Raw genomic sequence first — 25,774 nt, 5'->3', positions numbered from 1 at the left:
TATCGCGCCGATCCGATCGAGGCCCGCTCCGAGATGCTCGGGGCGGGTTTTTTGTTTTTGCCCGTCGCCGATCATCGGCATCGCGGATCAGGTTGCGCTCTCATCCACGTGGACCGATCTTCGGATTGCGGGAAGATGGACGAGGCGGCTTTCCCTTTCCAACTGAGTAGCCGCCCTCACCAACTTATATAGCGTGAGGTCTTCGGGGCTGCTCAGGATTTCGCCTCAGACCCAGAACGTCGTCTCAAAGCCGGTCCGGTTTCACCTCCCGCCAGAATGGGGGCGGACGCGGCCTGGCAGGTAGCCAGGCCGCGCAACGTCATGCACCCTGGGTCATGGCTAGAGGCGGCCGGGACTCGATCGTGGGCTCGCTTTGCCGTCAGGGCGACAGGATCCCTGGTAGAATGCCGGGACGACCGGTTCGAACGCTGCCTGGACCCTCAGCCGAAGCCGAGCCCGCAGCATCACCCCCGCCGTAGCGCCGCCAGGACCTTGCCACCCGGTCGACCGGTGGCCGGCATACCGAGCTGGCGCTCCACGTCCTTGATCGCGTCGCGGGTCTTGGCGCCGACCTTGCCGTCCGGTTCGCCGACATCGTAGCCGCGGGCGATCAGGCGCGATTGCAGATCACGGCGCTCGGCCCGCGACAGCGGCGGGTCGTCGGTCGGCCACTCGGCCTGAACGCCGGGGCGTCCGCGCAGGCGGTCCGACAGGACGGCGATGGCGAGCCCGTAGGATTCCGCGGCGTTGTAGGAGTAGATCGCGTCGAAGTTCTTGGTCACGAGGAAGGCAGGACCGTCGATGCCGGCGGGGGCGATGATGCCCGCAGGCCCCTCCCCCGTCAGCGGGCGCCCATCGACGCGGGTGACGCCGAGGGACGTCCAGTGGCCGACCGCATGCTTGTTCTTGCGGCCGGCGGCCGCGACGTTGAAGCCGCGCGGCAGCCTCACCTCGTAGCCCCAGGGCTGCCCGTTCGACCATTTGGCGACCCTTAGGAAATTGGCGGTCGAGGCCACCGCATCCGCCACGGAATCGACCACGTCGCGCCGGCCGTCGCCGTCGCCGTCGACCGCCAGTCTCTGGTAGGTCGTCGGCATGAATTGGGTTTGGCCGAAGGCGCCGGCCCAGGAGCCGGTCAGCCGCGAGGCCTCGATGTCGCCCCGCTCGATGATCTTCAGGGTCGCGATCAATTCGCCGCGGAAGAAGTCGCGGCGGCGATTGCCCGAGCAGGCCAGCGTGGCCAGCGATTGCACCAGCGGCATCTTGCCGAGATTCTTGCCGAAATTGGACTCGACGCCCCAGACGGCCGCGATGGTGTGGCGATCGACGCCGTAGCGGGCCTCCGCGTTCGCGAGGGCCTGGGCATGCTGGCGCATCGCCGCGCGACCGTCCTCGACCCGCTCCTCGTCGACCAGGGCCGACATGTAGTCCCAGATCGGTGTCTTGAACTCCGGCTGGGCCTGGGACAGCTCGATCACCTTGTCGTCGTAGACGATGCCGCTCGTGGCGGCCCGGAACGTCTGGGCGGAGACCCCGGCGCCCGCCGCCTGCGCCTGGATGCCGGCGAGGCAAGACTGGAAGTCGGCGCGTGCCGGAATGGCGGACAGCCCTGCGGCGAGGGCCATGGCGATCAGGCTGGCGCGAACGGTCGGCGTCGGCATGGTCCGGTGTCTCCGGCTTATCGGATGCGTCTTCGAGCCTGATTCAGGCGACACGAGGGTTAACGAAGGGTGACGCGGTCTCGTCCCTGGCAATCGGACCATCCTCTCGAATTGACGCAGGGCCGCTTCTCGTCTAGCAGGCGCGGACGAACGGGGCTCCTCAGCGGGGCCCCGCGTCGTTTTCATGCGCACCCGCGAGCGGCAACGTCCGCTCTGTCGTCCTCGGACAGCTCCGGCCGAAGAGGAAAAGGAGGGCGCGTTCCTCACGTATCTTGTTCCAGAGGAACAGCGAATGTCCAAACGCGTCCAGGCGAAGCACAAGCTCGATCGCCGCATGGGCCAGAACATCTGGGGCCGCCCGAAGAGCCCCGTGAACCGCCGCGAATACGGCCCCGGCCAGCACGGCCAGCGCCGTAAGGGCAAGATGAGCGACTTCGGCACGCAGCTGCGCGCCAAGCAGAAGCTCAAGGGCTATTACGGCAACATCACCGAGAAGCAGTTCCGCCGCTACTACGCCGAGGCGATCCGCCTGCGCGGCGATTCCGGCGAGAACCTGATCGGCCTGCTGGAGCGCCGCCTCGACGCGGTGGTGTACCGCTCGAAGTTCGTCGCGACCCCGTTCGCCGCGCGTCAGTTCGTCAACCACGGCCACGTCAAGGTCAACGGTCGCCGGGTCAACATCCCGAGCTACCAAGTGAAGGTCGGCGACCTGATCGAGGTGAAGGAAGCCTCCCGTCAGCTCGAGATCGTCGTGGTGGCCTCGCAGCTCGCCGAGCGCGACGTGCCCGACTACATCGAGGTCGATCACCAGAAGATGACCGCCCGCGTGACCCGCATCCCCGGTCTGTCCGAGGTGCCGTACCCGGTGCAGATGGAACCGAACCTCGTCGTCGAGTTCTACTCGCGCTAAACGCTTCGGACCTCGTCCGAATGCGGAAAGGGCCGCCCCTCGGGGCGGCCCTTTCTCGTTTCGGGCGATGCGGTGGGTCGTCGAAATTCTCCGAGAACACTCGGCCATCGCCTGGGACTGGACGAAGTCGCGCAGCAGAAATCCGAACGGAGGTCTGCCGTCGCAGGGCGTCGTTCTCAGAAGCGCTTGGCGATCAGGGCCTCGGATTGCGGGGCCGGCTCCGCCTGGGCGAGCGCCTTGCGCAGCATTTCCACCGCTGCGGCGGGATCGTCGCCGACGAGGTAATTGAGATCGAGGCCCTCGCGGATGAAGCCGTGGCCGCGCATGTGGTCGAGCAGGGTGATGAGCGGATCCCAGAAGCCATTCACCGAGAGGAGCAGGATCGGCTTGGCGTGCTGCCCGAGCTGCGCCCAGGTCATCTGCTCCACCAGTTCCTCGAGGGTGCCGATGCCACCGGGCAAGGCCACGAAGGCGTCGGCGCGGTCGAACATCAATTTCTTGCGCGTGTGCATGTCGGAGACCACGATGGTCTCCTGAATGGCGTCCAGCATGCGCTCGCGCGATTTCAGGAAGTCCGGAATGATGCCGGTGACGTGGCCGCCCGCCTCAAGGGCCGCCTGAGCGACCGTGCCCATCAGGCCGACATTGCCGCCGCCATAGACGAGATTGATGCCCGCTTGCCCCAAAGCCGTGCCGAGGGTGCGTGCGGCTTCCGCGAAGGCCGGATCACCACCGAAGCCGGAGCCGCAATAGACGCAGACGGATGTGAGACGATCCATCAGGCGCCCCCGCGTTGGGAAACCGCCAAGCACTCGCCCGCGCCATACGCACGGAAAAGTGCTGAGTATCCTCGCGAATCCGGTCGGGCGGCAGGTTCGAGCTTTGGTGTTCTTCTCATGTTCGTTAATATGTCACGGGATTTAGACGGGTTGTCGACGGTCGGCGCGCGAACTGAAGCCCGCGCGTCACCGCGACTGCGGAATTGAGTAGGAGTTCGAGGACCATGACGGCTGAGGTGCGGCGAGGCATCGTGCTCGCGGTCGCGGGCCTGCTCGGCGGCTTCGCCATGGTCGTCGCGCTGTTTGGAACGGGGGAACTCCTCAAGCGCAATGTCGCGGGCGGTTCCTCCGCCGAGGCGCCGGCCGCGGCGCCCCCCGTAGGATCGGACAACGCTGCTCCTCTTGCCGCTCTCACGCCGCCGCCGCAAGGAAAAATCCCGGCTCGCGAGGCGGGGCCGGTCCCCGGCATTGCGATCGAGCCTGCGCCCGCTGCGCCCGAGGGCGCGCCGACCTTCGACATCGTGCGCGTCGAGCCGGATGGGGCGAGCGTCGTGGCGGGGCGCACAGTTCCGAATGCGAAGGTGGAGCTGCTGCGCGACGGGCGTCCCTATGCCAGCGCGATCGCCGATGCCTCCGGCCAGTTCGCCCTGACCCCGCCCGACCTTCCGGTAGGATCGAGCGAGATCGCCCTGCGGGCCACATCGCCGGATGGACGGCCGTTGACGGGTCGCGAGAGCGTCACCGTGGTCGTGGCGGAGAAGCGCAACGCCAAGCCGCTGATCGCGCTCAGTGCCCCCGACGCGCCGACGCGGGTGCTGTCGCAGCCGGGCATGCCCGAGAGCGGTCAGGGCGGTACGGCCACGGCCTTCGCAGAAACGCCCGGCAAGGCCCCGGTCGAGGGGAGCGGAGCGAGTCACGGTGGAGGAAAACCCGGCATCGAGGGAAGAGGCTCCGCCGCGCCGACGCGCGAGGCGGCCCGGACGCCTGTTCCGGCCAAGGGCAAGCCCGGTTCCGCCGTCCCGGCGACGGCCCCCGGGGCCGAGGCAGCGCCGCGGATCGTCAGTGTCGACGCTCAGGAAGGCGGCAGACTCGACGTGACCGCTCAGGCCGTTCCCGGCGCTACTCTTCGCCTCTACCTCAACGACACCCTGGTGGCTTCCGGGCATCCCGGGACGGACGGGCGCATCGCCTTCACGATCGGCCGCGGGGTGCGGCCGGGCGCTTATCAGATCCGTATCGACTCGGTCGATCCGGCGGGCGGCAAGGTTCAGCGGCGCGCCGAGGTCTCCTTCACCTATCCCGAGAGTGCGGCGACCCGGATCGCCACCGCGGAGAAGCCGGTGGGCGGCGTCCCCGCCCTGCCCGCACCGAAAACCGCCGCAACTCCGCCTGCGACGCCTCCGGCCGCGGCGACCCAACCGATGACGGGACAATCGGCGGCGAAGCCGGGCGCGAGACCGAATGCGCCTGGGAGCGAGCACGCGATCCCGGCAGGCCGCACGGGCGGTCATGAGCCGGTCGAGGGACAGGCGGGCTCATCGCGGTCGTCGTCCGTCCAAGCCTCGCGACAGGATCCCCGCACGCCTGAATCGGCGCCCGAAACCCGGCCCGCGCCGAGCCTCGCCGGCAATCCGGCTTCGCCCATGGCGCCGCCTACCTCGGCCGGGCCCAACCCTGGTGTGCCCGCATCCGTTGTGCCCTCACCCGGCACGCCCGTGCCGAGGATGCCTACGCCCGGTACGCCTTCGGTGGCGGCCGCCGGCGGTCCGGGCAGCCCGAGCGTCACCGGAGACGGTGCCACCGCCGCCGCTCTGTCGCCGAAGCTGCCCGAGAGCGCGGCACCCGGGGAGGACCGGCGAACGGCCGATGAGCCCGGCGCCGGCACCGTGTTCGTGCCCGAGATCAGCACCGCACGGATCACCCGCGGCGACAGCCTGTGGCAGATCAGCCGGCGCACCTACGGCAAGGGCAATCGCTACACGGTCATCTACGACGCCAACCAGGAGCAGATCCGCGATCCGGACCTGATCTATCCCGGACAGATCTTCGTTCTGCCGAAGGATGCGCCCGCCGCGGCGGACAACCCCGCGCCCAAACGCACCTGAGGGAGCGCATCTGGCCCGGCAGGGCCGCGCAGGGTGTCGCCGTTCCCACGGGATGCACGGCGGCGGCGTAAGCCCTATATGCGGACAACGGACGACGCGGGCTGCCTTTCCAGGCTCGGGCCGTCATCATTCCCGCATCCACTCCCGATCCGATCATGGCAACCGCATCCGAGCCGGCGGCGCCGAGCGCGTCCGCGCCGCTCGAACGACCCGGCCTTCTCGAAACATACCGGCGCCTCTGGCCCTATCTGTGGCCGCAGGCCCGTGGCGATCTCCAGCGCCGCATCTTCCTCGCCTTCGGCCTGCTCATGCTGGCCAAGGCCGCCACCATGGTGATGCCCTTCACCTTCAAATGGGCGACCGATGCCCTGGTGGCGGCCACCGGCAAGGATGCGAGCGCCGTCCCCGCCGGGCTCATCTCGGCGCCCTTCCTGTTGATCGGCCTCTACGGCCTGTCCCGGGTCGCCATGGCGGCCATGACGCAGGTGCGCGACGGCTTGTTCGCGAAGGTGGCGATGCATGCGGTGCGGCGCCTCGCCCTGCTCACCTTCGAGCACATGCACCGCCTGTCCCTGCGCTTCCACCTCGAGCGCAAGACCGGCGGTCTCACCCGCGTGCTGGAGCGCGGCCGCAACGGCATCGAGGAATTGTCGCGCCTGATGGTGCTGACGCTGGTGCCGACCATCGTCGAGCTCGCTCTCGTGCTTGGGATCCTGGCCTGGGAATTCGACTGGCTCTACTCGGTCGTCGTGGCGACCATGATCGCCGCCTATCTCGGCTTCACCTGGAAGGCGACCGAGTGGCGCATCGGCATCCGCCGCCGGATGAACAACTCCGACACCGACGCCACGACGAAGGCGGTCGATTCTCTCCTCAACTACGAGACCGTGAAGTATTTCGGCGCGGAGGGCCGCGAGACCGCCCGCTACGACGCCTCGATGGCGACGTACGAGAAGGCTTCGACCCAGACCTACGTCTCGCTCGCGGTGCTCAACGCGGGCCAAGCCGTCATCTTCACCATCGGCATGACGGCGGTGATGATCCTGGCCGCACGCGACATCATAGCCGGTCGCACCACTATCGGCGGCTTCGTGCTGGTCAACACGATGCTGGTGCAGCTCTCCATGCCCCTGAACTTCATGGGCATGATCTATCGGGAGATCAAACAGGCCCTCGTCGATATCGACGACATGTTCCGCATCATCGATCGCAATCCCGAGATCGCCGACCGCCCCGGTGCGCCGACGCTCGCGGTGCCCGCGGGAATCGTGCGGTTCGAGGACGTGCGCTTCGCCTACAACCCGGAGCGACCGATCCTGCGGGGGGTCTCGTTCGAGGTGCCGGCCGGACGCACGGTCGCCATCGTCGGCCCCTCGGGTGCCGGCAAATCGACGCTGTCGCGGTTGCTGTTCCGCTTCTACGAGCCGCAGAGCGGGCGCATCACCATCGACGGGCAGGACATCGCGACGGTCCGTCAGGATTCGCTGCGGGCGGCCATCGGCATGGTGCCGCAGGACACCGTCCTGTTTAATGACACGATCGGCTACAACATCCGCTACGGTCGTTGGGACGCCAGTGAAACGGAACTGCGCGAGGCGGCGCGCCTCGCCCAGATCGACCGCTTCATCGAGAGCCTGCCGGAGGGCTACGAAACGCCGGTGGGCGAGCGCGGCCTGAAACTGTCGGGCGGCGAGAAGCAGCGGGTCGCGATTGCCCGAACCATTCTGAAGGCGCCGCCGATCCTCGTTCTCGACGAGGCGACCTCGGCCCTCGATTCCTTCACCGAACGCGAAATCCAGGCGGCGCTCGACCGCGTCAGCCGCGGCCGCACCACCCTGGTCATCGCCCACCGTCTGTCGACGGTGGTGAATGCCGACGAGATCCTCGTGCTCGATCAGGGCCGGGTCGTCGAGCGGGGCGACCACGCGAGCCTGCTGGCACGGGGAGGCGTCTACGCCGCCCTGTGGGACCGTCAGCGGCAGGCGGATGCGGCGCGCGAGGCGCTGAAGCGTGCCGAGGACGAGCGGGCGCTGTCGGATGCGGCAGCCTCGGAGCCCGAGCCTGTCGGTTGAGACACCCCTGACTAAAAGCCCCGCATCACCCGCGGTTGACGTTCGCCCGGCCCCCTGCCATCGGGCAGGGTGAATTGGCCTCGCCGGAGCCCCATCGGAGCCCATGACCGACCTCATTGAGACCATCCGCCGGACGCTCGTACCGATCCACAAGGAGGGCTATCCCTTCATCCTGATCGGCATCGTGCTCACCGTCGGCGCCGGCCTCTTCTCGCAGTTCTTCGCCTGGGTGTTCCTGATCCTCACCCTGTGGGTCTGCTACTTCTTCCGCGATCCCGAGCGCGTCGTGCCGGTCGGCGAAGGCCTCGTCATCTCGCCGGCCGACGGGCGGGTGAACCTGATCTCGACGGTGCTGCCGCCGCCGGAGCTCGACCTCTCGCACGAGCCGATGCTGCGGATCTCCGTGTTCATGAACGTGTTCGACTGCCACGTGAACCGGGTGCCGGTCAGCGGCAAGATCGGCCAGATCCACTACACGCCGGGCCTGTTCCTCAACGCCGAACTCGACAAGGCGAGCGAGGACAACGAGCGCAACGGCATCGTCATGGAAACGACGCATCGCGGCCAGCCTTTGCGCATCGGTGTGGTGCAGATCGCCGGTCTCGTGGCCCGGCGCATCGTCGGCTTCGTTTCGGCGGGCGAGTCGAAGCAGGTCGGCGAGCGCTTCGGCCTGATCCGCTTCGGATCGCGGGTCGATGTCTATCTCCCGGTCGGCACCAGGGTTCTGGTCGGGCTCGGCCAGAAGGCGGTGGCGGGCGAGACGGTGCTGGCCGATCTCGGCGGCGGCCCGGAGCGCAGCTTCCGTCGGATCTGAGCGCGGCCGAGCCAGCAGAGTCAGAAGCGATATGGACGATCTCTTCCCGCCCTTCGCGCCCGATCCGAACGACCGCCCGAGGCGTTTTCGCCCGGTGCCGTTCCGGATGATCGCGCCGAACATGATCACCCTGCTGGCACTGTGCCTGGGGCTGACCGCCATCCGTCTCGCCTTCGAGGAGCGGTTTGAGCCCGCGGTGCTCGCCGTCGTCGTCGCCGCGGGCCTGGACGGGATCGACGGACGGGTGGCGCGCCTGCTCAAGGGCACGTCCCGCTTCGGGGCGGAGCTCGATTCGCTGGCCGATTTCGTGAATTTCGGCTGCGCCCCGGCGCTGATCCTCTACAGCTTCGCGCTGCACAACCTGAAGTCGGTCGGCTGGATCGTGTCGCTGGTCTTCGCCATCGCGATGTGCCTGCGGCTCGCCCGCTTCAACGCGATGCTCGACGATCCCAATCGGCCCGAGTGGAAGAAGGACTATTTCGTCGGCATGCCTGCGCCGGCGGGGGCGCTGACCGGCATGCTGCCGCTCTACCTGCATTTCCTCGACGTACCGTTCCCGCAATGGAGCACGGGCCTGATCCTGGCCTACGAGCTCGTCATCGCGCTGCTCGTCGTCTCCACCGTGCCGACCTTCTCGGGCAAGACCTGGGGCAAGCGCGTCCCGCGCGACCTCGTCCTGCCGATCTTCCTCGTGGTCGTGGTGGCCTTCGGCCTCGTCATCTCGTTCCCGTTCGAGGCGCTCGCCGCGGTGAGCCTCGGCTATCTCTGCGTCATCCCCTTCGGCGCCGTGCAGTACCGCAAGCGCCTGCGGCGCGAGGGCGAGGAGACGTCACCGGCCGAGACGACGTAACGAGCCACCCACTGCCTCCCAACCAAATGCCTCATCCCGAGGTGGCGGCGCGAAGCGTCGCCCTCGAAGGAGGCCTCCAGAAGCCTCCGCGGGACCTGGAGCCTCCTTCGAGGCTGCTGCGCAGCATCTCAGGATGAGGACGATGGATTGGATCGGAGCGTCGCCCTACCCTCAGCCCGCCACCGTCCAAGTGGTGGTGCCGTCCTTGTTGTCCTTCACGCTCACACCCATCGCGACCAGGGCATCGCGCACGCGGTCGGAGGCGGCCCAGTCCTTGGCGGCCCGCGCCGCCTTGCGCTCGGCGATCAGCGCCTCGACCGTGGCGACATCGACACCCGCTGCGCTTACCCGGGCCGCCTCGCGCTGAGCCTTGGTTTCCCCCAAAAATCCCATCAGCCCGGCCGCCGCCTTGAGCGCGGAAGCGTCCGTGCCCGCGAGCCGGTGCAGCTCGCCGATCGCGGCCGGAGTGTTGAGGTCGTCGCAGAGCGCGTCGATCACGCCGTCGGAGATTGAATCCGTCGGCGCCGCCTCGCCCGCCGCGTCGTACCAGCGCTCCAGCATGCGGTTGGACTCCTCCAATCCCCGCAGGGTCCAATCGATCGGCTGGCGATAGTGGGTCTTGAGCATGTTGAGGCGCACGACCTCGCCCGGCCAATCGGCGAGCACCTGACCGATGGTGATGAAGTTGCCGAGCGATTTCGACATCTTCTCCCCCTCGACCTGGAGGAAGCCGTTATGGAGCCAGACATTGGCCATCACGCTCGTGCCGAAGCAGCAGCGGGATTGGGCGACCTCGTTCTCATGGTGCGGGAAGATCAGGTCGATGCCGCCCGCATGGATGTCGAAGGTCTCGCCGAGATGCTTCCACGACATCGCCGAGCACTCGATGTGCCAGCCGGGACGGCCGCTCGCCTCGATGCCGCAGGGTGACGGCCAGGACGGCTCGCCCTCCTTCGACGGCTTCCACAGCACGAAATCGAGCGGCGAGCGCTTGTAGGGCGCGACCTCGACCCGGGCGCCGGCCTCCATCTCGTCGAGGGGGCGCTTCGACAGGGCGCCGTAATCGGGCATGGACGGCACGTCGAACAGCACGTGCCCTTCGGCCACGTAGGCGTGGCCCGCGCCCACCAAGCCCTCGATCAGGCGGTGCATCTCGCCGATATGGTCGGTCGCACGCGGCTCGACGAAGCGGAGGCGCTCGCCCGCGACGTTCACATCGTCGGCCATCAGGACGCCCAGGGCGCGGATGTCGGCGTGGAACTGCGCCAACGTACCGTCGGTGAGTTCCCGGATGGTGATGCCGCGCTCCCGCGCGCGCGCGTTGATCTTGTCGTCTACGTCGGTGACGTTGCGGGCATAGGTGACGTGCGCCGGGCCGTAGAGATGGCGCAGCAGCCGGAACAGCAGGTCGAAGACGATGATCGGCCGGGCGTTACCGATATGGGCCGCGTCGTAGACCGTCGGGCCGCAGGCATACATCCGCACATGCGCCGGATCGATCGGCGTGAAGGCCGCCTTCTCGCGGGTCAGCGTGTTGTAGAGCCGCAACATCGGGGTCATCGAAATGGTCCCGCCGGAACCGTCCGGCCTTCGCGACGGCCACGAGCCGTCCTCGGTTTCTCTTTGCGCTGCAGCGCGTTCGACCGTCCGGCGCGGGTGGCGTCTCAACCGAACGCCGCATTGCCGCCCGAGCCGCTCCCGCTCGCTGTTGCACCGCCGCGACGGTCGCCGGTCGTGCCTTCAGCTAACCCAGAACCGTGAGGAATTCGAGAACGACGGCGCCCCGGCCACGGCTCAACCGACCGTGACCGTGACACGCAAGAGTTTGTTTACCGAGCCGTCCGAACACTCCGCAATCGAGCGAACCCGTCAACAAGGTCTTCACCATGCGCCGTCCGGTCGTCGCCCTCCTCGCCCTTGTCCTGACCACGGCCGCGCATCAGGCCCATGCCGGCGAGGCGGCCCCGGCCCGCGCGCATGTCGAGAAGACTTTCCTGATTCCGGCGGAAGAGGGCTACGGCGTCGGCGAGTGCCTCAGCTCCGGTCCGAGCGAGTGCGGTCAGGTGGTCGCCAATGCGTGGTGCGAGTCGCAGGGCTACGCCAGCGCCGTCAATTACGGTGTCGCCGCCCAGGACGAGTATACCGGAGCGATCCCGGCCGCCCCGATGCCGGCGCCGAACGCGGCCCGTCCGCTTCGCATCACCTGCCAGGACTGAATTTCTCTCTCTTCGGCGTCGTCATTCCGGATACGCCTGCCGCGCTCCGGAACGACGACAGTGACGTTTGTCGGGGGCTATTTCACGAAGTCCCCGCATTTCGGCGGCGCCTCTGTTCCCCAAGGGGCCAAGGGCACGCTGGAGGTTGAATTCTTCGGCGAGCCCTGCACCACCTTGTCGGAATAGACCATGTAGATCAGCGTGTTGCGCTTGGCGTCGCAGCCCCGCACGATCTGCATCGATTTGAAGATCAGCGACCGCCGTTCGCTGAACACCACCTCGCCCTGCTTGAACTTGTCCTTGAACTGCACTGGCCCGATCTGGCGGCAGGCCAGCGAGATGTCCGAGACGTCCTCGGCGAGGCCCAGCGTCCCCTTGATGCCGCCCTTCTCGGGCTGGGTGTACCAGCAGGCCACACCCGCCACCGCCGGATCGTCGATGCCGTACACGACGAGCTTGTCGTTCGGGGTGAGCGGGCGCCACACCGTCGACTTGTCGAAGATCCGGTCCGGATCGTCCGCCGCCCCGGCGACGCCCGGCAGCGCTGCGGCGGCGAGGCCGGCCGCCACCATCACACGACGGGCATTCCCCATGGTGCCCCTGAGCCACATCATCGACGCAATCCCCTCAAAGCCTGGCCGTAAACACATGGTGTCCCTGTCCCCCGACGGCGAGGGGTATTAACATGTGCGTGAGGCGGTCGGCCGCTTCACGCCGGCCTGGCCGTTTCCGCGACCTCCTGCCCGAGATCCCAGCATCCCCCCATGCCGCCGATCGGAATGCAGCTTCGCCGTGCCCTCTCCGCGCTTGCCGCGGCAACGGCCCTCGTCCTCGCGCAGGCGGCGCCCGCCGCTGCAGGCGACGTCTGGGCGTGCCAGCGCTACAAGACGGAACTGGCCAATCTCAATGCCAGCGCCTCCACGGCCGCCGCGCTTCAGAGCGAGGTGGCACGGCTTCAGACCTACTACCGCAGCCTGAACTGCGAGGGCGGCCGGTTCCTGTTCTTCGATACCCGGCCCCCGCAATGCGGAGCGGTCGAGGCCCGCATCCGCTCGCTCAACGCCACCTATGGTGGCGGCGACGGCGAGGTGGTCGCGGCACGCCGCCGTCAGCTCGTGGCATCCGTATCGAGCGCCTGCAGCGGCGTCATGCCGGAACCTGGTCAGGAAGCGCGCGTCGGCGGCGCTCAGACCGCCCGGGGCGGCGCTCAGGTGATCTGCGTGAAGACCTGCGACGGGTCCTACTTCCCGATGGCCAACCTGCCCGATGGACGGGAGGGCGCGGACGAGATGTGCCAGGCGTTGTGCCCCGGCACGGAGGCTCTGGCCTACTCGATGCCGCACGGCGACGACGCGCTGAAATACGCCGCGACCCTCAAGGGCAGCCGCGCCTACACGGCGACGCCCACGGCGTTCAAGTTCCGCACCAGCTTCACGCCGAATTGCTCGTGCAAGAAGGAAGGGCAGAGTTGGGCGCAGTCTCTCGCCAAGGCCGAGAGCATGTTGGTCCGGCACAAGGGCGATATCTTCGTCACACCGATGACCGCAGAGCGGCTCTCGCGGGCGCCGAAGGTGCGTCTAACCCTGGTCGGTCGCGCCGACCGGACGGCGGCGACATTGGCCGCCGATGCCGCGAGCCGCGAAGGTGTAGTGGTCCAGCCCGAGGCTGCGGAAGCGACCGGCTCCACCGCTGCCGCCGCAGAGGCTCGCAGCGGCGCGATCCGCGTCATCGTCCCGGGCCTCGTCCCGGTTCCGGTCAACGCCGCAACACCCTGACGGAGGGCGCGCCAAGAGGCGCGCTTGTCTCGCCGAAGGACCCGTCACCGCCCGCCCGACCCGGCGGCCGACGCCGATTCCGACCGATGATTTGACGCTTCGCGACCGGGAACCATATCGGCCCGACAGTGTTCGGAACCGCCGATCGCGTTTCACGAGGCCGTCCTACATGCGGATCACCCGCTCCCTGCTCCTCACCGGCACCATGCTGCCGGCTCTCCTCCTGTCAGACCTGACCTTTGCACGTTCGCTCGGCGAAGCGGCGACGGGACGGATCGAACTCGCGCAGCGGGGCGATCCGGAAGGACCGGGTGGTGGTGGCCGTGGCGGTCCCGGTGGACCCGGCGGTCCGGGTGGCCCAGGGGGGCCGGAGCGCGGTGGGCCGGGCGGACCCGGCGGACCCGGCGGTCCCGGTGGCGGCCGTGAGCGTCCGGAGCCGCGTGAACGTCCCGAGCCTCGGCAGGCCCAGCCGGAGCGTGCAGCCCCACCGGCCGCCCGCGAACGGCCGGATCGGCCTGAGCGACCTGACCGGCCCGACCGCCCTGACCGCCCCGAACGTCCTGCGCCCGCCGAACGTCCGGCGCCTCCGGCTGCGCGGGAGCGGCCGGATCGCCCTGAGCGTCCCGATCGCCCTGAACGTCCGGAGCGGCCCGATCGCCCTGCGGCTCCTGCTCGTCCTGATCGTGACACCCCGGATCGTCCCGAACGGCCGACGCCGCCGACGGCGCGGGAGCGTGCACCGACGCCGGATCGCGAGACGCCCGCTCGTCCCGGCCGTGATGCGACCCCGGATACGCCCGCCCGCCCCGGCCGCGACGCGGCGCCGGATCGTCCCGGCCGCGATGCGCCCGCTCGTCCTGATCGCGAAGCACCGGCTCGTGGTGGTCGCGACGCCGATCGCCCCGATGCTCCCGGCCGTCCGGATCGCGACGGCCCGAACCGTCCGGGCCGTGATGCGACCCCAGATACGCCCGCCCGCCCCAGCCGTGATGCCACTCCAGATCGTCCGGGTCCGGGCCGCGACACGCCCGATCGCGACCAGCCGGCTCGCGGTGGGCGCGACGCCGATCGTCCCGAGACGCCACCGAATCAGCGTCCCGGCGTTCCGGGTCGCCCGGTTCAGCCGCCCGGCACCCCGCCGAGCGCTGAGCGCCCGGACCAACCCGGAACCAATCCGGCGACGCCGCCGAATCAGCAGCCGGGCGTGCCCGGCCGGCCGGTGGCGCCGAACCAGCAGCCCGGCGTTCCGGGTCGCCCGGTTCAGCCGCCCGGTACCCCGCCGAATGCGCAACAACCCGGCCAGCCGCCCCAGCCCGGCGTCGGTACGCCGCCGCCCCCTCCGCCCGGTGCGCCCGGCGCGGTGCAACCCGGTGGGCGCGACGGGCGCCTCGATGATGACCGCCGCGACGGACGCGATCGTGACGACCGCTTCGGCCGGGACGGGCGCGACCGCGACGACCGGTTCGGTCGCGATGGACGTGACCGGGACGACCGCCTCGGCCGGGATGGACGCGACCGCGATGATCGCTACGGCCGTGACCGCTTCAACGTGCCCGGCACGCCGGCCTACATCCCCGGCGGCTTCCGCGACGACGATTATCGGATCCGCGATTACGAGACGATCCGGCGCGACCGCCGCGAATACGACGTGGACGGTCGGACGTACTATCGTGAGCCGGGCCGCATCATCGTCCGCGACCGCGACGGCTACTTCATCCGTCACGACGAGAACGAGCGGTTCCGGACGATCTACGGTGATCGCGGCTATCGCAGCGAACGCCGGGGCGGCGAGATCTACAGCTACGTCGACAGCCCGGCGGGCGGTCAGATCATCACGGTGGTGGACGATGACGGACGCTTGCTGCGCCGTTCGCGCCGCTACGCGGATGGGCGCGAAGTCTTCCTCATCAACAACGCCTATGGCGGTGCTCCGCGTCCGATCTACGAAGATGTCGTCGACCTGCCGCCGCCGGATATCCGTATCCCGCGCGACCGCTACATCGTCGATTACGAGCGGGCCGACGAGCGCACCGTCTATCAGGCACTCTCCGCCCCGCCGGTGGTGCCGGTCGACCGGCGCTACACCCTGGATCAGGTGCGCTACTCGCCGCAGCTGCGCGCCCGGATGCCGAGCGTGGACATCAACACCATCACGTTCGACACCGGCTCGTTCACCGTGACCCCCGATCAGGCTCAGCGCCTGTCGACCATCGCGGCGGCGATCAACCAGGCGGTCAAGGCCAATCCGCAGGAGGTCTTCCTGATCGAGGGCTATACCGATGCGGTCGGCGCGGAAGTCGACAACCTGTCTCTGTCCGATCGTCGCGCCCAATCGGTCGCCGCGGTGCTGACGCAGAACTTCCAGGTGCCGCCGGAGAACCTGACCACCCAAGGCTATGGCGAGCAATATCTGAAGGTGAACACGCAGGAAGCGAACCGCGAGAACCGCCGCGTCACGGTCCGCCGCATCACCCCGCTGCTGCAGCAGCAGGCGGAGGGTCAGCCGCAATCGGCGCCTCCGCAGTGATCGACGGCGCTTGAACCTCTCCCGCCTGCGGGAGAGGTTGGCCGGCCATGCAGAACGAAGAACGAGCGCTGGTCCCCAAACCAGCGCTCGTTTTTTTTGCCTGCCTTTCGAGGGCCGTCCCCTATACCCTTGTCGGGCCCCTGAATGGGCACAACGACTTGAAGTTATCGGCCGGGCGCTCATCCCTCGGGGCCGATTCCGGACGCTGAGGATCACGTGGAATGTCGAATGCCAGCGACCGGTTGATCGAGGCCGGGACGCCGGCCTTCCGCCGGGCGACGCTCGCTCTGTTCGCCGCCGGATTCTCGACCTTCGCCGTACTCTACGGCGTGCAGCCGCTTCTTCCGGTCTTCGCCGATCAATTCTCCGTCTCGCCCGCGGAGAGCAGCCTCGCCCTGTCGTTGCCCTGCGCGACACTGGCCATCGCGCTCCTCGTCGTCAGTCCCCTGTCCGAGGTGTTCGGCCGCAAGCCGGTGATGACGACCTCGCTGTTCGCCTCCGCACTCCTCACCATCGGCGCGGTGTTGATGCCCGATTGGCACGGTTTCCTGGCGCTGCGCGCACTCACCGGCCTCGCGGCGAGCGGCCTGCCCGCCGTGGCGATGGCCTATCTGAGCGAGGAGATGCATGGGCGCGCCATCGGCCTGTCGATGGGTCTCCTCATCGGCGGCAATGCGCTCGGCGGAATGGTCGGGCGGCTGCTGGCGGGCGTGATCGCGGATCACGCGTCCTGGCGCTGGGGGCTCGGCACCATTGGCGTGCTGGCCCTCTTGGCCGCCGTCGCCTTCCAATTCGGCCTCCCGGCCTCCCAGCGGTTCCAGGCCCACCGGATGCGCTGGCGCGAGGTGCCCGGCACCTTCACACATCACTTCCGCGATGCCGGCCTCCCCTGGCTGTTTCTGGCGCCGTTCCTGCTCATGGGCGGCTTCGTCTGCGTCTACAACTACATCGGCTTCCGCCTGCTCGATCCGCCCTACTCCCTGAGCCAGACGGCGATCGGCCTGATCTTCATCGTCTATCTCGCCGGCACCGCGAGCTCGGCCGTCACCGGGCACGTGGCCGGGATGCTCGGGCGCCGCAAGGTGCTGTGGCTGGCGATCCTGCTCGGGCTCGGCGGCATCGCCCTGACGATGGCCGAGAACCTGATCCTCATCATTCTCGGCATCGTCATCGTGACGGTCAGCTTCTTCGGGGCGCATTCGGTGGCGTCGAGCTGGGTCGGGCGACGCGCCTCGAGCGACCGGGCACAGGCCTCGGCGATCTATCTCTGCATGTATTATCTGGGCTCTTCGCTGCTCGGCACGGCCGGCGGCTGGTTCTTCTTGCATTACGGCTGGGGGGGCGTGGCCGGCTTCTTCGCCAGCCTCTACGTTGCCGCCCTCCTCGTCGCCCTGCGGCTGACCCGTCTGCCGCCACTGCCCCTCTCGTGAGGCCATCATGAGCGCGTCCGACAGTCACGAAACGCAGGTCGACCGCCAGTTCGGAGCGCGGGCCGCCGACTACGTCGCCAGCGCCGTCCACGGCGCGGGGGCCGATCTCGAAGCCCTTGCCGCCCTCTGCCGCGATGCTCCGTACGCGACGGTGCTCGATCTCGGCTGCGGCGGCGGCCATGTCGGCTACGCCGTCGCGCCGCATGTCCGTTCGGTGACCGCCCTCGATCTGTCGCAGGCGATGCTCGACGCGGTCGGATCGGAAGCTGCCCGGCGCGGCCTGACCAATCTCGTGACCCGCCGGGCCGCGGCGGAGTCCCTCCCCTTCGCGGATGCGAGCTTCGACTGGGTGCTGACACGCTACAGCGCCCACCACTGGACCGATGTGCCGGCGGCGCTCCGCGAGGCCCACCGCGTGCTCAAGCCCGGCGGACGCCTCGGTGTCGTCGATGTGATCCATCCTGGCTCGCCGCTGCTCGACACCCACCTTCAGTCCTGGGAGTTGCTGCGCGACCCATCGCATGTCCGCGATTACAGTGAGGGGGAATGGCGCGCGATGCTGGCAGAGGCCGGCTTCGTGCCGGGCCCGGCCCAGAGTTGGCGCAACCGCATGGAGTTCTCCTCATGGATCGCTCGAATGGGTACGCCGGTCGCCAAGGCCGCGATGATCCGAACCCTGCAGGAGGAAGCGCCGGACGCGGTGCGGGCGCATTACGCGGTCGAGGGGGACGGGAGCTTCACGCTCGACGTGATGATGGTCGTGGCGGAGGTCGATGGGGTTGCTTGAAATTCTCTTGCAGTCACTCCGCACCCGAAGACTTCGATTCGAAGATTGAATGCGGTTTTTATAATTGAGGGGCTGTCGTCTGGTTATTGCTCATCTCGAAAGGTATATTTTATTGTATCGAAGCTGTCGCTGGCGAATGTATAAAACAATCGCAGGGAGGCAGATGTGGTCGGGATGCCATGAAAGACGTTTCCGGGTATATAAAGTAAAGTTTCTGGCTTGAGCCGGTATATTTTGCCGTCTACCTCGACATCGGCTTCGCCGGCCAGGCCAAAGTACAATTCGGCTTCCGCGTGGCGATGTACAGCCCAGTGTTCCCCGGCCTCAAGCGACATGATGCCGGCGGTGAAAGTGTCGCTGGCCGTCACATCGGAAGACAACAGGGTGCGCCAACGAAAACGTCCTCTGACCGGATCGGCCCATACTTCGTCGGGTCGATCGTTCGAGTCGATGAGGAGTGGTGTAGGCATGGAGGTAGTCTATCGATCCGAGAGCGACCTTTTATACTGCGCCTTATGCGGGGTTGGCCAGTTCCTGTCTTCAAGCTCCACGCAGTCGTTCCAGCGCGCGCTCCCGCCCGATCAACGGCAGCAGCGCGGATAGATCCGGCCCATGATCCATGCCCGTCAGCGCCTGTCGCAGCGGCATGAACAGCGCCTTGCCCTTGGCCCCGGTGGCGGCCTTCACGGCGTCGGTCCAGGCTTTCCACGTGGTCGGGCCGAACGGATCGTCCGGCAGCAGGCGGGCCGCCTCGGCGATGAAGGCGGGATCGTGGATCACCGGCGTCACCGGCCCGGTCACCACCTGCCACCATTCGGCCGCGTCGGTCACGCGGGTCAGGTTGGCCCGCACTGCCAGCCAGAACTGTTCCGCACGATCGTCCGGCACCCCCATGGCGGTCAGGCGCTCGCGAGCCTCGGCGACGGGCATATCGTGGACAAGGCGGGCATTGAGGCTGTCCAACTCGGTGGGGTCGAACCGGGCCGGGGCGCGGGAGAGATGGGCGAGGTCGGTGAGCGTCGCCAGTTCGTCCAGGGAGTCGACCGGCCGCACCGCCTCCGCCGAGCCGGTCAGCACCGCGAGGGAGCGCACGGAAGCGGGCTCGTAGCCCGCCTCGCGCAGGCTTCGGAGTGACAGATGGCCGAGGCGCTTCGAGAGTCCCTCCCCCTCGGCGGTGGTGAGGAGATTGTGGTGGCCGAAGACCGGCACGGGCGCGCCGAGCGCCTCAAACAGCTGCACCTGCACGCCGGTATTGGTGACGTGGTCCTCACCACGGATCACGTGGGTCACGCCGACATCCGCATCGTCCACGACGGAGGGCAGAGTGTAGAGGTAGCTGCCATCGGCCCGCACGAGGACGGGGTCGGACAGCGAGGCGCAATCAACGTGGCTCTCGCCGCGCACGAGGTCGGTCCAGGCGACCACGCGGTGGTCGAGCAGGAAGCGCCAATGCGGGCGCCGGCCCTCGGCCTCCAGGGCAGCGCGGTCGGCCTCGGTGAGGTTCAGAGCGGCGCGATCGTAGACCGGCGGCTGGCCACGGCCGAGCTGGCGCTTGCGGCGGCGCTCCAACTCCTCGGGCGTCTCGTAGCAGGCATAGAGCCGGCCCGCCTGCTTCAGGCGCTCGGCGGCCGCGTCGTAGAGAGCGGTGCGGTCGCTCTGACGGAAAAACAGGTCTGGCACGATCCCGAGCCAGGCGAGATCCGTCTCGACGGCCTCCGCGAACTCCTGCTTCGAGCGCTCCCGGTCGGTGTCGTCGAGCCGCAGCAGGAACTTGCCGCCATGGCGCCGGGCGTAAAGAGCGTTCAGAAGCGCCGGACGGGCATTGCCGATATGCAGGAAGCCCGTCGGCGAGGGGGCGAAGCGGACGAGGGGAGCGGTGGCCATGCCGTCCGTCTACCCAAGTTTTTCGGGCGCTGCACCCGCCCTGCATCGGGGAGACGGTCGCTTCACGTGAATGGGCGTTGCAAACGATCCTGCTGCCTCAGTGTCCCCGACCCGGCACACCACCGATTGGCGCGTCGAGATCGCGGGCGCACCGAACGGCTCTCGTCGGGGCCACGAGGCATTGTCGGGTGTCTCGTGATGCGGTGACGCCCCCGCTTTACGCCGCCTGCCGGGTCGCCTGTCCGATAATTGGGAGCGGATCACGGCCGATCTCGGCCCGGTAGGTCGCGATCAGCTCCGCCGCACCGCGCAGGTGGCCCGGCTCGTCGCGGTAGCTGCCCGTGCCGGAAACCGGAGCGCCCTGCCAGCGGCGTTCGATGGCGGCGCGCTCCGGGGTCGCCATGAAGCCGTCGAGAAACGCATCGACCGCCATCAGCAGACGGCAGGATGACGGGTGGTCGGCGACGGCGGCGGCATAGGACCAGGGGGCCGGGGCGATGTTGCCGGGCACGATCTCGATCCGTCCGCGCCAGGGACTGTCCGGATGGGTCGACGCCCAGTGCATGATCGGGGCATCGACCGCGAAGGCATCGACGATGCCGTCGGCCAGCGCGTCGTGAATCCGTCCCTGATCGGTCATCGGCACGAGGCTCGCGAGCGTCGCCACCCGGCGCCCCTTGGCGGCGCATGTGTCGCCCCAGCGGATGCCGGCGGCGGTGAGCGTGGCGTAGGCGCTCGGATCGTTGATGACGCCGAGCGTCCGACCTTCGAGATCGGACAGGCTGCGGATGCGGGTATCGCATGCCCGTCGCGCCAGGACGTAGTGCAGGTAGGTGTAGGCCTTCGAATAGGCGACGCCCGGAAAGGCTTCGCTCGGCGGCAGGGCCGACCAGACGATGTCGGCCGGCGCCTCGTTCGGGCTCATCCCGGCTTCCAGCAACTCCGTGCACTGGTCCCACGGGCATTCGACGAAATCGACGGCGACGCCGAGATGGCGGGCAAAGGCCTGGACGTACTCGACATCGAGGCCGAGGAGCGGGCCGCCCTCGCGCTGGCGGAAGGACAGACCCTTGAAGGCCGGTTCGATGGCGACCCGCAGGCGCCCGCGGGCCCGCACCTCGTCGAGCCGGTCGAAGCCGGGCGTCAGGCGGGCCAGGCCGTGGCGTGTCACGTCCGGCGCCGATCCGCTGCCGGCGGCCTCCAACCCCTCGACCGAGAGGTCCAGAGCCCGCCGGACCTTGGTCTCCGTCCGCTCGATGGAGGTCTGCATCGCGCCGAGCGCCTCGCCGATCGAGGCGTTGCTGGCGCTGATCGCGGCGAGTTCGCCCCCGACCCCCCCGAGCAGGGTTTCGATCCGGTCGGCCGTGGCGCGCACGGCCGAGCCGAGGCCGTCGAGCGCCCGGTCGGTCGAGATGCGAAGCGCCTGCAACTCGGCACGGACATCGGTGAAATCGATGGTGGCGGCGACCTGTCGCGCGCTCTCGCGCGTCTGATCGGCGAGTTCGCGCACCTCCGCCGCGACCACGGCGAAGCCGCGCCCGTGCTCACCGGCACGCGCCGCTTCGATGGTGGCGTTGAGCGAGAGCATGCGGATCGTCGCGCCGATGCGGTCGATGGCAGCCGCCGCGCGGGCCGCTTCCGCCGCCTTGGCGTCGATCCGCTCACCGATCCGCCCGATCTCGGCGGTGACGGTGTGCATCGCTTCGGCCACCGCCCCGGTCAGCTCCTGGCGCAGGCGCTCGGCGGTGACGGCGGCGGTGTCGCGTCCGACATTGTCGCGCGTGGCGGCCAGCGACCGGTCGACGCCGTGGGTCTGGCGGCGAATCTCACGGGTAAAGTCTCCGGCCTGCCCGCTCGCCCGCAGGGCGTGGCGCAGCAAGAGGCCGACCCCCTCGAACGCTTCGGCGTCCGCCCCGGTCTCCACACTCCGCATCGTCGGCCGACCTCATCGGGGCGATGACTGCCCCGACAGCTATGGAAGCGCAGGCAAAGTTAAATTTCCGGAACCGACAGTAAGATTGATCGGGCATCTTTCGAAAATTCAGTCGAACACCGAGAGTTTGCAGGTAAATAGAGCATTATGCCGAAAAGCGAGGCAGCGGCGTCCGGTTGCGGCCGTCAGGGTTTCGGCACAGTCTCCGAATGCCCGTAGGCCAGCCCCAGGATCCGTTGACGCAGGGCTTCAGCCCAGACCGGGCGGCTGCCGGCGCCGTCCTCGATCACCACCGTCGCGGTCATTCCGGCCACCAGCGTGACCTCCGGCGGCACGCGGTCGATGCGGATGCGCACGGGTACGCGCTGCGCCAGCCGCACCCAGGTATAGACCGGATCGACATTCGGCAGTCCCTGCGTGCTCGGCGCGGCATTGGCCGTGGAGATGCCGAGGGTGAGGCTTTCCACGGTGCCGTGGAGGGGCACCGCATAGCCCATCAGAGCCATTTCGGCGGCGGCGCCGACGCGGATATGGGCCATCTTCGTCTCCTCGAAGTAGCCGTCGATCCAGAAGGAATCGGTGTCGATCACCCGGGCGTTGGCGGTCCCCATCGAGGCGAAGTCGCCGACCCGCAGGAGGAGGTTGGTGACGCGTCCGTTCACCGTCGAGCGGACCTGCGTGCGCTCGAGGTTCTTCTTGGCCTGGGCCAGCTGCGATTGCGCGGTCTCCAAAGCAGCCTCGGCGATCTTGGCGGTGCCGGCATATTGCTGCTTTTCCTCCACCGAGGTGGACACGGTGGAGAGCGCGGCCCGGCGGGCGGCCTGTGCCTGCTTAACCTGAAGATCGGCCTCCCGATTCTTGACCTCGGCTTCCGCCGAGGTGACCGAGACTTCGAAATCGAACGGATCGATGACGTAGAGTACGTCGCCGACCTTGACCTCCTGGTTGTCGACGACTTTCAGCGCGACGATCGACCCCGAAACCTGGGGCGCGATATTGGCCACCTGCACCCGCACCCGGCCGTCCCGCGTCCAGGGCGCGGTCACGTAGAATTGCCAGACCAGCCCGGCGGCGATCACAGCGAGGACGAGGATCGCGGCGGTGGCGGCGAGGCGCAGGACTTTGCCGAAGCGCCGACGCCGCCCGGCCCGCGGTTTCTCGGCCGAGCGCGCGGCCTCACGCGCGGCGCGGGGCTCGTCTTCGGGCGCCGCCTCCTCGACATCGGTCCGAGTCTGGTCATCGCTCTTCATAGCAGCACCACGACGAGGGCGAGGACGCACACATAGATACCGGCCTCCGCCAGCGGGGGATTGGCCACGAAACGCGCGAAGCGGATGCGGCGGAACAGGACGCGAAGCGCCACGAGAATCGCGAAGGCGACCAGCGCGTCGAGGACGAAGGGCGAGACCAGAATGCCGCCGATGGTCAAGTCGTGGTGCATCCGCACTCAAGTCTTTGTCGAGGCAGGGGTTGCCCGGGCGGGGACGAGAAAACGCTTCGAAGCCGTTAGGCCGGAACCGGTCATCACTCACGCGCTCGGCAGCGAGAGGCGCCTAAAGAAGCGCCCGTGGCGTCGGATCACGCGCGAGGCCATGGCGAGATCGGTGGCCGCGCGGGCCAGCATCAGGCGGACATCGCGGGATTGGCCGCTCGCGGCCCGGATCAGGCTCGTAGCGGCGCTGTCGAGCGCGTCGCAGCGACCGGTGGCGAGCGCTTCGCGGGCCCGGCCCACCCGTTCGGTTAAGTCGCCGACATGGCGCAACTGGCGGAGCTGCGCGTGCGCGCGGGCGGCGGCGGCCTCCAGCTGGGCCACGGCGAAGGCGTGATGCAGGCTTGCCCGGCGCACTGCGCCGCTGCCGGAGTTCCAGGCCGAGAACTGGAACAGCCGGTCGGCATTCAGGCTGGTGCGGGCGGTGGCGTCGCCCCCCTCCCCGGTCAGCGCCTCGGCGAGATCGCGCCGGGCCTCTTCGAGGGCGAAGGCCCGGTGTTGCGAGGCCGAGATCGGCAGGACGAGGCGCACCGTCAGGAACAGGATGATGGCCGCGATCACGACGAGCAGTGCATTCATCAGGAAGGTCTGCGGGTCGTAGCTCTGCGGGTTTTCCGGCGAGATCAGGACGGGGGTGAAGACCAGGGTGATGAAGCCCACCGTGAAGGTCGGCGGGTTGAGCGACAGGAAGCAGGCCAGGAACACCACCGGCGCCATGGCGATGGCGAGCAGCGGGAAGCCCTGGCTGCCGTTGAGGAAGACGAACAGGATCGTGCCGGCGCAGAGCGCGGCGAGCGGCATCCCGATCAGGACGCCGAGCGCGAATTTCCGCGGGTCGGGCGTCACCGAGGACAGCGCGCAGGTTGCCGCCACCTGCACCAGGGCGAAGGAGGTCTGGGGCAACCCGGCCAGAATGAAGAAGCCCGCCGTCACACCGAAGGCGATGGCGACGCGAAGGGCCGCGCGCAACGCCACCTGAAAGTCGCGATGCGTCGGCAGCGCCACGTTCCGCAGCGGCCGGTGCCCATCGCCGAGCGCCCGCAGGCCGTCTTCCGCGAAGGTCGCCGCGTTGGCGACATCGAGGGCCCGCTGCAGTGCCATCACCTCGTCGATGGGGCGCTCGCCGCTGCGGAGGCCTTCGTCGACGAGATCCCGCAGACGGTCGCCATCGCGTTCCAGATCGGCCGCCGAGCGTCCGTCCGAGACCGTGCGCAGGGCCAGTGCATGAGCCTCGCGCACGATCCCCTCCGGTTGCGGGATGCGGGCCATGGCGGCGGCCAGCGCTCGGCTCGCCGCTGCCAGCACGTAGAGCGCGGCGATGGCGCTGCGCGCCCCCGCCGCCCGGTTCACGCCGTCGTCGAGCTCGCCCGCGATGGCGCTGGCATCCGCCCGCATCGGCGCGATCCGGCCGATCAGTGCCGCCGTCCTCTCCGGCCCGGGATCGCCATGGGTCAGCGCCTCGCGGGCGAAGGCTCGGACCGTGGAGAAGGCCTCGGCCAAGCGGGGATTCAGGGCGTGCCACGTGCTCGGCGAGGCGAGGGCATCGTTGATGAATGTGATCGCCACGATCGCCACCGCGATGGCGGCGATGCGACCTACGGCGGCGTCGAAGGTGGTCTGCGGCGCATCGATATGGGCGATGGCGATGATCGCCACGGTATAGCCGGAGAGCATCGCCCCGTAGGCCCGGGTGTCCTGAAGGAACTGGGCGACGAAGACACAGAGCCCCAGCCACAGCGCGAACCCGACGAGAAGCAGCACCCGGTCCTGCGCGAAGAGGGACATCAGGACGATGGCGACCATGCCGCCGACGAGCGTGCCGAGGAAACGATAGAACGCCTTCGACAGGGCCTGTCCGCGCTTCGGCTGGGCCAGGATCGCCACGCCGACGGCGGCCGAGGACGCGCTGTCGAGCTGGAGCCAGAAGGCGGCGTAGAGCGCGAGCATCATGGCGATCCAGATGCGCAGCGCGAAGGCCCAGGCCGCCGGCTTCGGAACCCATCGGTCGAGCGCATCGACGAGACGCGCGCCGATGCCCGTCGCGCCGGCCTCCGCCCGACTCATGGTCGCGGTCCATTCAGGAGGGTGGCGTCGCGAGCGAGCCCGGCCACCCGTGTCTGCCAGAGGCAGAGCAACGGCGCGACGCCGAGCTCGAGGACCAGGGCCGCCAGCATCGTCACCGAAAGCAGTCCGGTCAGCGCAAGGCCGAGGAGCCGGGCGAGGCCGCCGAGAACGACGACCAGGGTCAGAAACCGGAACAGGGTGGTCTTGTCTTCGATCCCCGGCACACAGGTGAGGAACAGGAATCCGATGCCGGTGAGCAGGCCGGACAAATAGCGGAAATGGCTGTCCGCCGAGACGTTCACCGCCGGGTTGGTGCCGATGCCGTCGATCCCAAACAGCACACCGTAGAGTCCGGCGGCGATCGGCAGGATCGCGGCGAGCGCCACCGTGCGTTGGAGGGTGCGGCGCTCACGCTGCATGGTGTCGAGGCTCCCGGCTCGGACCGAACGGGCTCCCAACCCGGACGAATCGACTCCGG

Annotated in this window: 21 protein-coding genes; 10 read left to right on the top strand and 11 right to left on the bottom strand. The window is 68.7% G+C overall.

Annotated features, from left to right (window positions below):
* Positions 1-464: 464 nt before the first annotated feature.
* Positions 465-1,661 carry a lytic murein transglycosylase gene (locus tag OWC43_RS11620; RefSeq protein ID WP_393956804.1) on the bottom strand — a complete coding sequence of 399 codons (1,197 nt, stop codon included), beginning with the start codon at positions 1,659-1,661 and terminating at the stop codon, positions 465-467.
* A 292-nt stretch (positions 1,662-1,953) separates the two neighbouring features.
* On the opposite strand from OWC43_RS11620, the gene rpsD reads away from it, so the two are divergent.
* The gene (rpsD, locus tag OWC43_RS11615) at positions 1,954-2,571 is read left to right on the top strand and encodes a 30S ribosomal protein S4 (protein WP_137827170.1); all 618 of its coding nucleotides are present in this window, start codon (positions 1,954-1,956) and stop codon (positions 2,569-2,571) included.
* A gap of 176 nt (positions 2,572-2,747) precedes the next feature.
* Here the strand turns inward: rpsD and OWC43_RS11610 are convergent, their stop codons facing one another.
* Positions 2,748-3,350, bottom strand: a complete 603-nt coding sequence (locus OWC43_RS11610; protein ID WP_393956803.1) for a TIGR00730 family Rossman fold protein — start codon at positions 3,348-3,350, stop codon at positions 2,748-2,750.
* 224 nt (positions 3,351-3,574) lie between these two features.
* Between OWC43_RS11610 and OWC43_RS11605 the strand changes: the two genes are divergently transcribed.
* The 4 genes from OWC43_RS11605 (at position 3,575) to OWC43_RS11590 (ending at position 9,191) form a co-directional block, all read left to right on the top strand.
* Positions 3,575-5,455, top strand: a complete 1,881-nt coding sequence (locus OWC43_RS11605) for a LysM peptidoglycan-binding domain-containing protein (protein ID WP_393956802.1) — start codon at positions 3,575-3,577, stop codon at positions 5,453-5,455.
* Between the two features lie 155 nt (positions 5,456-5,610).
* On the top strand, positions 5,611-7,527 hold the full coding sequence (locus tag OWC43_RS11600; protein ID WP_393956801.1) for an ABCB family ABC transporter ATP-binding protein/permease: 1,917 nt from the start codon (positions 5,611-5,613) through the stop codon (positions 7,525-7,527).
* 103 nt (positions 7,528-7,630) lie between these two features.
* The gene (locus tag OWC43_RS11595; RefSeq protein ID WP_137827174.1) at positions 7,631-8,341 is read left to right on the top strand and encodes a phosphatidylserine decarboxylase; all 711 of its coding nucleotides are present in this window, start codon (positions 7,631-7,633) and stop codon (positions 8,339-8,341) included.
* Between the two features lie 31 nt (positions 8,342-8,372).
* Positions 8,373-9,191, top strand: coding sequence for a CDP-alcohol phosphatidyltransferase family protein (locus OWC43_RS11590; RefSeq protein ID WP_393956800.1), 819 nt, complete (start codon positions 8,373-8,375; stop codon positions 9,189-9,191).
* Positions 9,192-9,362: 171 nt separating this feature from the next.
* Here OWC43_RS11590 and cysS read toward each other — a convergent pair whose 3' ends face one another.
* Positions 9,363-10,751, bottom strand: coding sequence for a cysteine--tRNA ligase (gene cysS, locus OWC43_RS11585; protein ID WP_393956799.1), 1,389 nt, complete (start codon positions 10,749-10,751; stop codon positions 9,363-9,365).
* Between the two features lie 326 nt (positions 10,752-11,077).
* Between cysS and OWC43_RS11580 the strand changes: the two genes are divergently transcribed.
* Positions 11,078-11,407 carry a hypothetical protein gene (locus OWC43_RS11580; RefSeq protein ID WP_393956798.1) on the top strand — a complete coding sequence of 110 codons (330 nt, stop codon included), beginning with the start codon at positions 11,078-11,080 and terminating at the stop codon, positions 11,405-11,407.
* 77 nt (positions 11,408-11,484) lie between these two features.
* Here the strand turns inward: OWC43_RS11580 and OWC43_RS11575 are convergent, their stop codons facing one another.
* Positions 11,485-11,979, bottom strand: a complete 495-nt coding sequence (locus OWC43_RS11575; RefSeq protein WP_393958544.1) for a CreA family protein — start codon at positions 11,977-11,979, stop codon at positions 11,485-11,487.
* A 207-nt stretch (positions 11,980-12,186) separates the two neighbouring features.
* Here OWC43_RS11575 and OWC43_RS11570 point away from each other — a divergent pair, with 207 nt between their 5' ends.
* From OWC43_RS11570 to OWC43_RS11555, 4 genes are all read left to right on the top strand, one after another.
* Complete coding sequence (locus tag OWC43_RS11570; RefSeq protein ID WP_393956797.1) at positions 12,187-13,182, top strand: DUF2865 domain-containing protein; 996 nt, start codon at positions 12,187-12,189, stop codon at positions 13,180-13,182.
* A gap of 169 nt (positions 13,183-13,351) precedes the next feature.
* A complete protein-coding gene (locus OWC43_RS11565; RefSeq protein ID WP_393956796.1) occupies positions 13,352-15,709 on the top strand; it encodes an OmpA family protein in 2,358 nt (785 codons plus the stop codon).
* Positions 15,710-15,930: 221 nt separating this feature from the next.
* Positions 15,931-17,139 (top strand): MFS transporter, encoded by a 1,209-nt coding sequence (locus tag OWC43_RS11560; protein ID WP_393956795.1) that lies wholly within the window; start codon positions 15,931-15,933, stop codon positions 17,137-17,139.
* 7 nt (positions 17,140-17,146) lie between these two features.
* Complete coding sequence (locus OWC43_RS11555) at positions 17,147-17,926, top strand: class I SAM-dependent methyltransferase (RefSeq protein WP_393956794.1); 780 nt, start codon at positions 17,147-17,149, stop codon at positions 17,924-17,926.
* 83 nt (positions 17,927-18,009) lie between these two features.
* Here OWC43_RS11555 and OWC43_RS11550 read toward each other — a convergent pair whose 3' ends face one another.
* The 7 genes from OWC43_RS11550 to OWC43_RS11520 all read right to left on the bottom strand — a co-directional run bounded on the left by OWC43_RS11550 (position 18,010) and on the right by OWC43_RS11520 (position 25,715).
* Positions 18,010-18,396 carry a cupin domain-containing protein gene (locus OWC43_RS11550; protein ID WP_393956793.1) on the bottom strand — a complete coding sequence of 129 codons (387 nt, stop codon included), beginning with the start codon at positions 18,394-18,396 and terminating at the stop codon, positions 18,010-18,012.
* A gap of 70 nt (positions 18,397-18,466) precedes the next feature.
* A complete protein-coding gene (gltX, locus tag OWC43_RS11545) occupies positions 18,467-19,810 on the bottom strand; it encodes a glutamate--tRNA ligase (RefSeq protein WP_393956792.1) in 1,344 nt (447 codons plus the stop codon).
* Between the two features lie 217 nt (positions 19,811-20,027).
* Complete coding sequence (locus tag OWC43_RS11540; protein WP_393956791.1) at positions 20,028-21,743, bottom strand: methyl-accepting chemotaxis protein; 1,716 nt, start codon at positions 21,741-21,743, stop codon at positions 20,028-20,030.
* 185 nt (positions 21,744-21,928) lie between these two features.
* The gene (locus OWC43_RS11535) at positions 21,929-22,993 is read right to left on the bottom strand and encodes a biotin/lipoyl-binding protein (RefSeq protein WP_393956790.1); all 1,065 of its coding nucleotides are present in this window, start codon (positions 22,991-22,993) and stop codon (positions 21,929-21,931) included.
* Positions 22,990-23,184 (bottom strand): DUF1656 domain-containing protein, encoded by a 195-nt coding sequence (locus tag OWC43_RS11530; RefSeq protein ID WP_137827187.1) that lies wholly within the window; start codon positions 23,182-23,184, stop codon positions 22,990-22,992. Before OWC43_RS11530 ends, OWC43_RS11535 begins: the two co-directional genes overlap by 4 nt.
* A gap of 87 nt (positions 23,185-23,271) precedes the next feature.
* The gene (locus tag OWC43_RS11525; protein WP_393956789.1) at positions 23,272-25,296 is read right to left on the bottom strand and encodes an FUSC family protein; all 2,025 of its coding nucleotides are present in this window, start codon (positions 25,294-25,296) and stop codon (positions 23,272-23,274) included.
* Positions 25,293-25,715: a DUF4345 domain-containing protein gene (locus tag OWC43_RS11520; protein WP_393956788.1), complete on the bottom strand. Its 423-nt coding sequence runs from the start codon at positions 25,713-25,715 to the stop codon at positions 25,293-25,295. The genes OWC43_RS11525 and OWC43_RS11520 overlap by 4 nt, the downstream gene beginning before the upstream one ends.
* Positions 25,716-25,774 lie beyond the last annotated feature (59 nt).

Origin of the sequence: Methylorubrum sp. POS3 (genome assembly GCF_043352485.1) — a bacterium.
GTDB lineage: Bacteria > Pseudomonadota > Alphaproteobacteria > Rhizobiales > Beijerinckiaceae > Methylobacterium > Methylobacterium suomiense.
The sequence above is the reverse complement of the archived record's forward strand: the minus strand, read 5'-3'. Positions and strand labels throughout refer to the sequence as shown.

What these genes read in the sequence shown, in the direction of transcription:
- OWC43_RS11550 (WP_393956793.1), bottom strand. Translation starts at nt 18,396, where the DNA reads ATGCCTACACCACTCCTCATCGACTCGAACGATCGACCCGACGAAGTA.
- gltX (WP_393956792.1), bottom strand. Translation starts at nt 19,810, where the DNA reads ATGGCCACCGCTCCCCTCGTCCGCTTCGCCCCCTCGCCGACGGGCTTC.
- OWC43_RS11520 (WP_393956788.1), bottom strand. Translation starts at nt 25,715, where the DNA reads ATGCAGCGTGAGCGCCGCACCCTCCAACGCACGGTGGCGCTCGCCGCG.
- rpsD (WP_137827170.1), top strand. Translation starts at nt 1,954, where the DNA reads ATGTCCAAACGCGTCCAGGCGAAGCACAAGCTCGATCGCCGCATGGGC.
- OWC43_RS11590 (WP_393956800.1), top strand. Translation starts at nt 8,373, where the DNA reads ATGGACGATCTCTTCCCGCCCTTCGCGCCCGATCCGAACGACCGCCCG.
- OWC43_RS11555 (WP_393956794.1), top strand. Translation starts at nt 17,147, where the DNA reads ATGAGCGCGTCCGACAGTCACGAAACGCAGGTCGACCGCCAGTTCGGA.
- OWC43_RS11530 (WP_137827187.1), bottom strand. Translation starts at nt 23,184, where the DNA reads ATGCACCACGACTTGACCATCGGCGGCATTCTGGTCTCGCCCTTCGTC.
- OWC43_RS11540 (WP_393956791.1), bottom strand. Translation starts at nt 21,743, where the DNA reads ATGCGGAGTGTGGAGACCGGGGCGGACGCCGAAGCGTTCGAGGGGGTC.
- OWC43_RS11575 (WP_393958544.1), bottom strand. Translation starts at nt 11,979, where the DNA reads ATGGTGGCGGCCGGCCTCGCCGCCGCAGCGCTGCCGGGCGTCGCCGGG.
- OWC43_RS11595 (WP_137827174.1), top strand. Translation starts at nt 7,631, where the DNA reads ATGACCGACCTCATTGAGACCATCCGCCGGACGCTCGTACCGATCCAC.
- cysS (WP_393956799.1), bottom strand. Translation starts at nt 10,751, where the DNA reads ATGACCCCGATGTTGCGGCTCTACAACACGCTGACCCGCGAGAAGGCG.
- OWC43_RS11620 (WP_393956804.1), bottom strand. Translation starts at nt 1,661, where the DNA reads ATGCCGACGCCGACCGTTCGCGCCAGCCTGATCGCCATGGCCCTCGCC.
- OWC43_RS11610 (WP_393956803.1), bottom strand. Translation starts at nt 3,350, where the DNA reads ATGGATCGTCTCACATCCGTCTGCGTCTATTGCGGCTCCGGCTTCGGT.
- OWC43_RS11570 (WP_393956797.1), top strand. Translation starts at nt 12,187, where the DNA reads ATGCAGCTTCGCCGTGCCCTCTCCGCGCTTGCCGCGGCAACGGCCCTC.
- OWC43_RS11600 (WP_393956801.1), top strand. Translation starts at nt 5,611, where the DNA reads ATGGCAACCGCATCCGAGCCGGCGGCGCCGAGCGCGTCCGCGCCGCTC.
- OWC43_RS11580 (WP_393956798.1), top strand. Translation starts at nt 11,078, where the DNA reads ATGCGCCGTCCGGTCGTCGCCCTCCTCGCCCTTGTCCTGACCACGGCC.
- OWC43_RS11535 (WP_393956790.1), bottom strand. Translation starts at nt 22,993, where the DNA reads ATGAAGAGCGATGACCAGACTCGGACCGATGTCGAGGAGGCGGCGCCC.
- OWC43_RS11565 (WP_393956796.1), top strand. Translation starts at nt 13,352, where the DNA reads ATGCGGATCACCCGCTCCCTGCTCCTCACCGGCACCATGCTGCCGGCT.
- OWC43_RS11560 (WP_393956795.1), top strand. Translation starts at nt 15,931, where the DNA reads ATGTCGAATGCCAGCGACCGGTTGATCGAGGCCGGGACGCCGGCCTTC.
- OWC43_RS11605 (WP_393956802.1), top strand. Translation starts at nt 3,575, where the DNA reads ATGACGGCTGAGGTGCGGCGAGGCATCGTGCTCGCGGTCGCGGGCCTG.
- OWC43_RS11525 (WP_393956789.1), bottom strand. Translation starts at nt 25,296, where the DNA reads ATGAGTCGGGCGGAGGCCGGCGCGACGGGCATCGGCGCGCGTCTCGTC.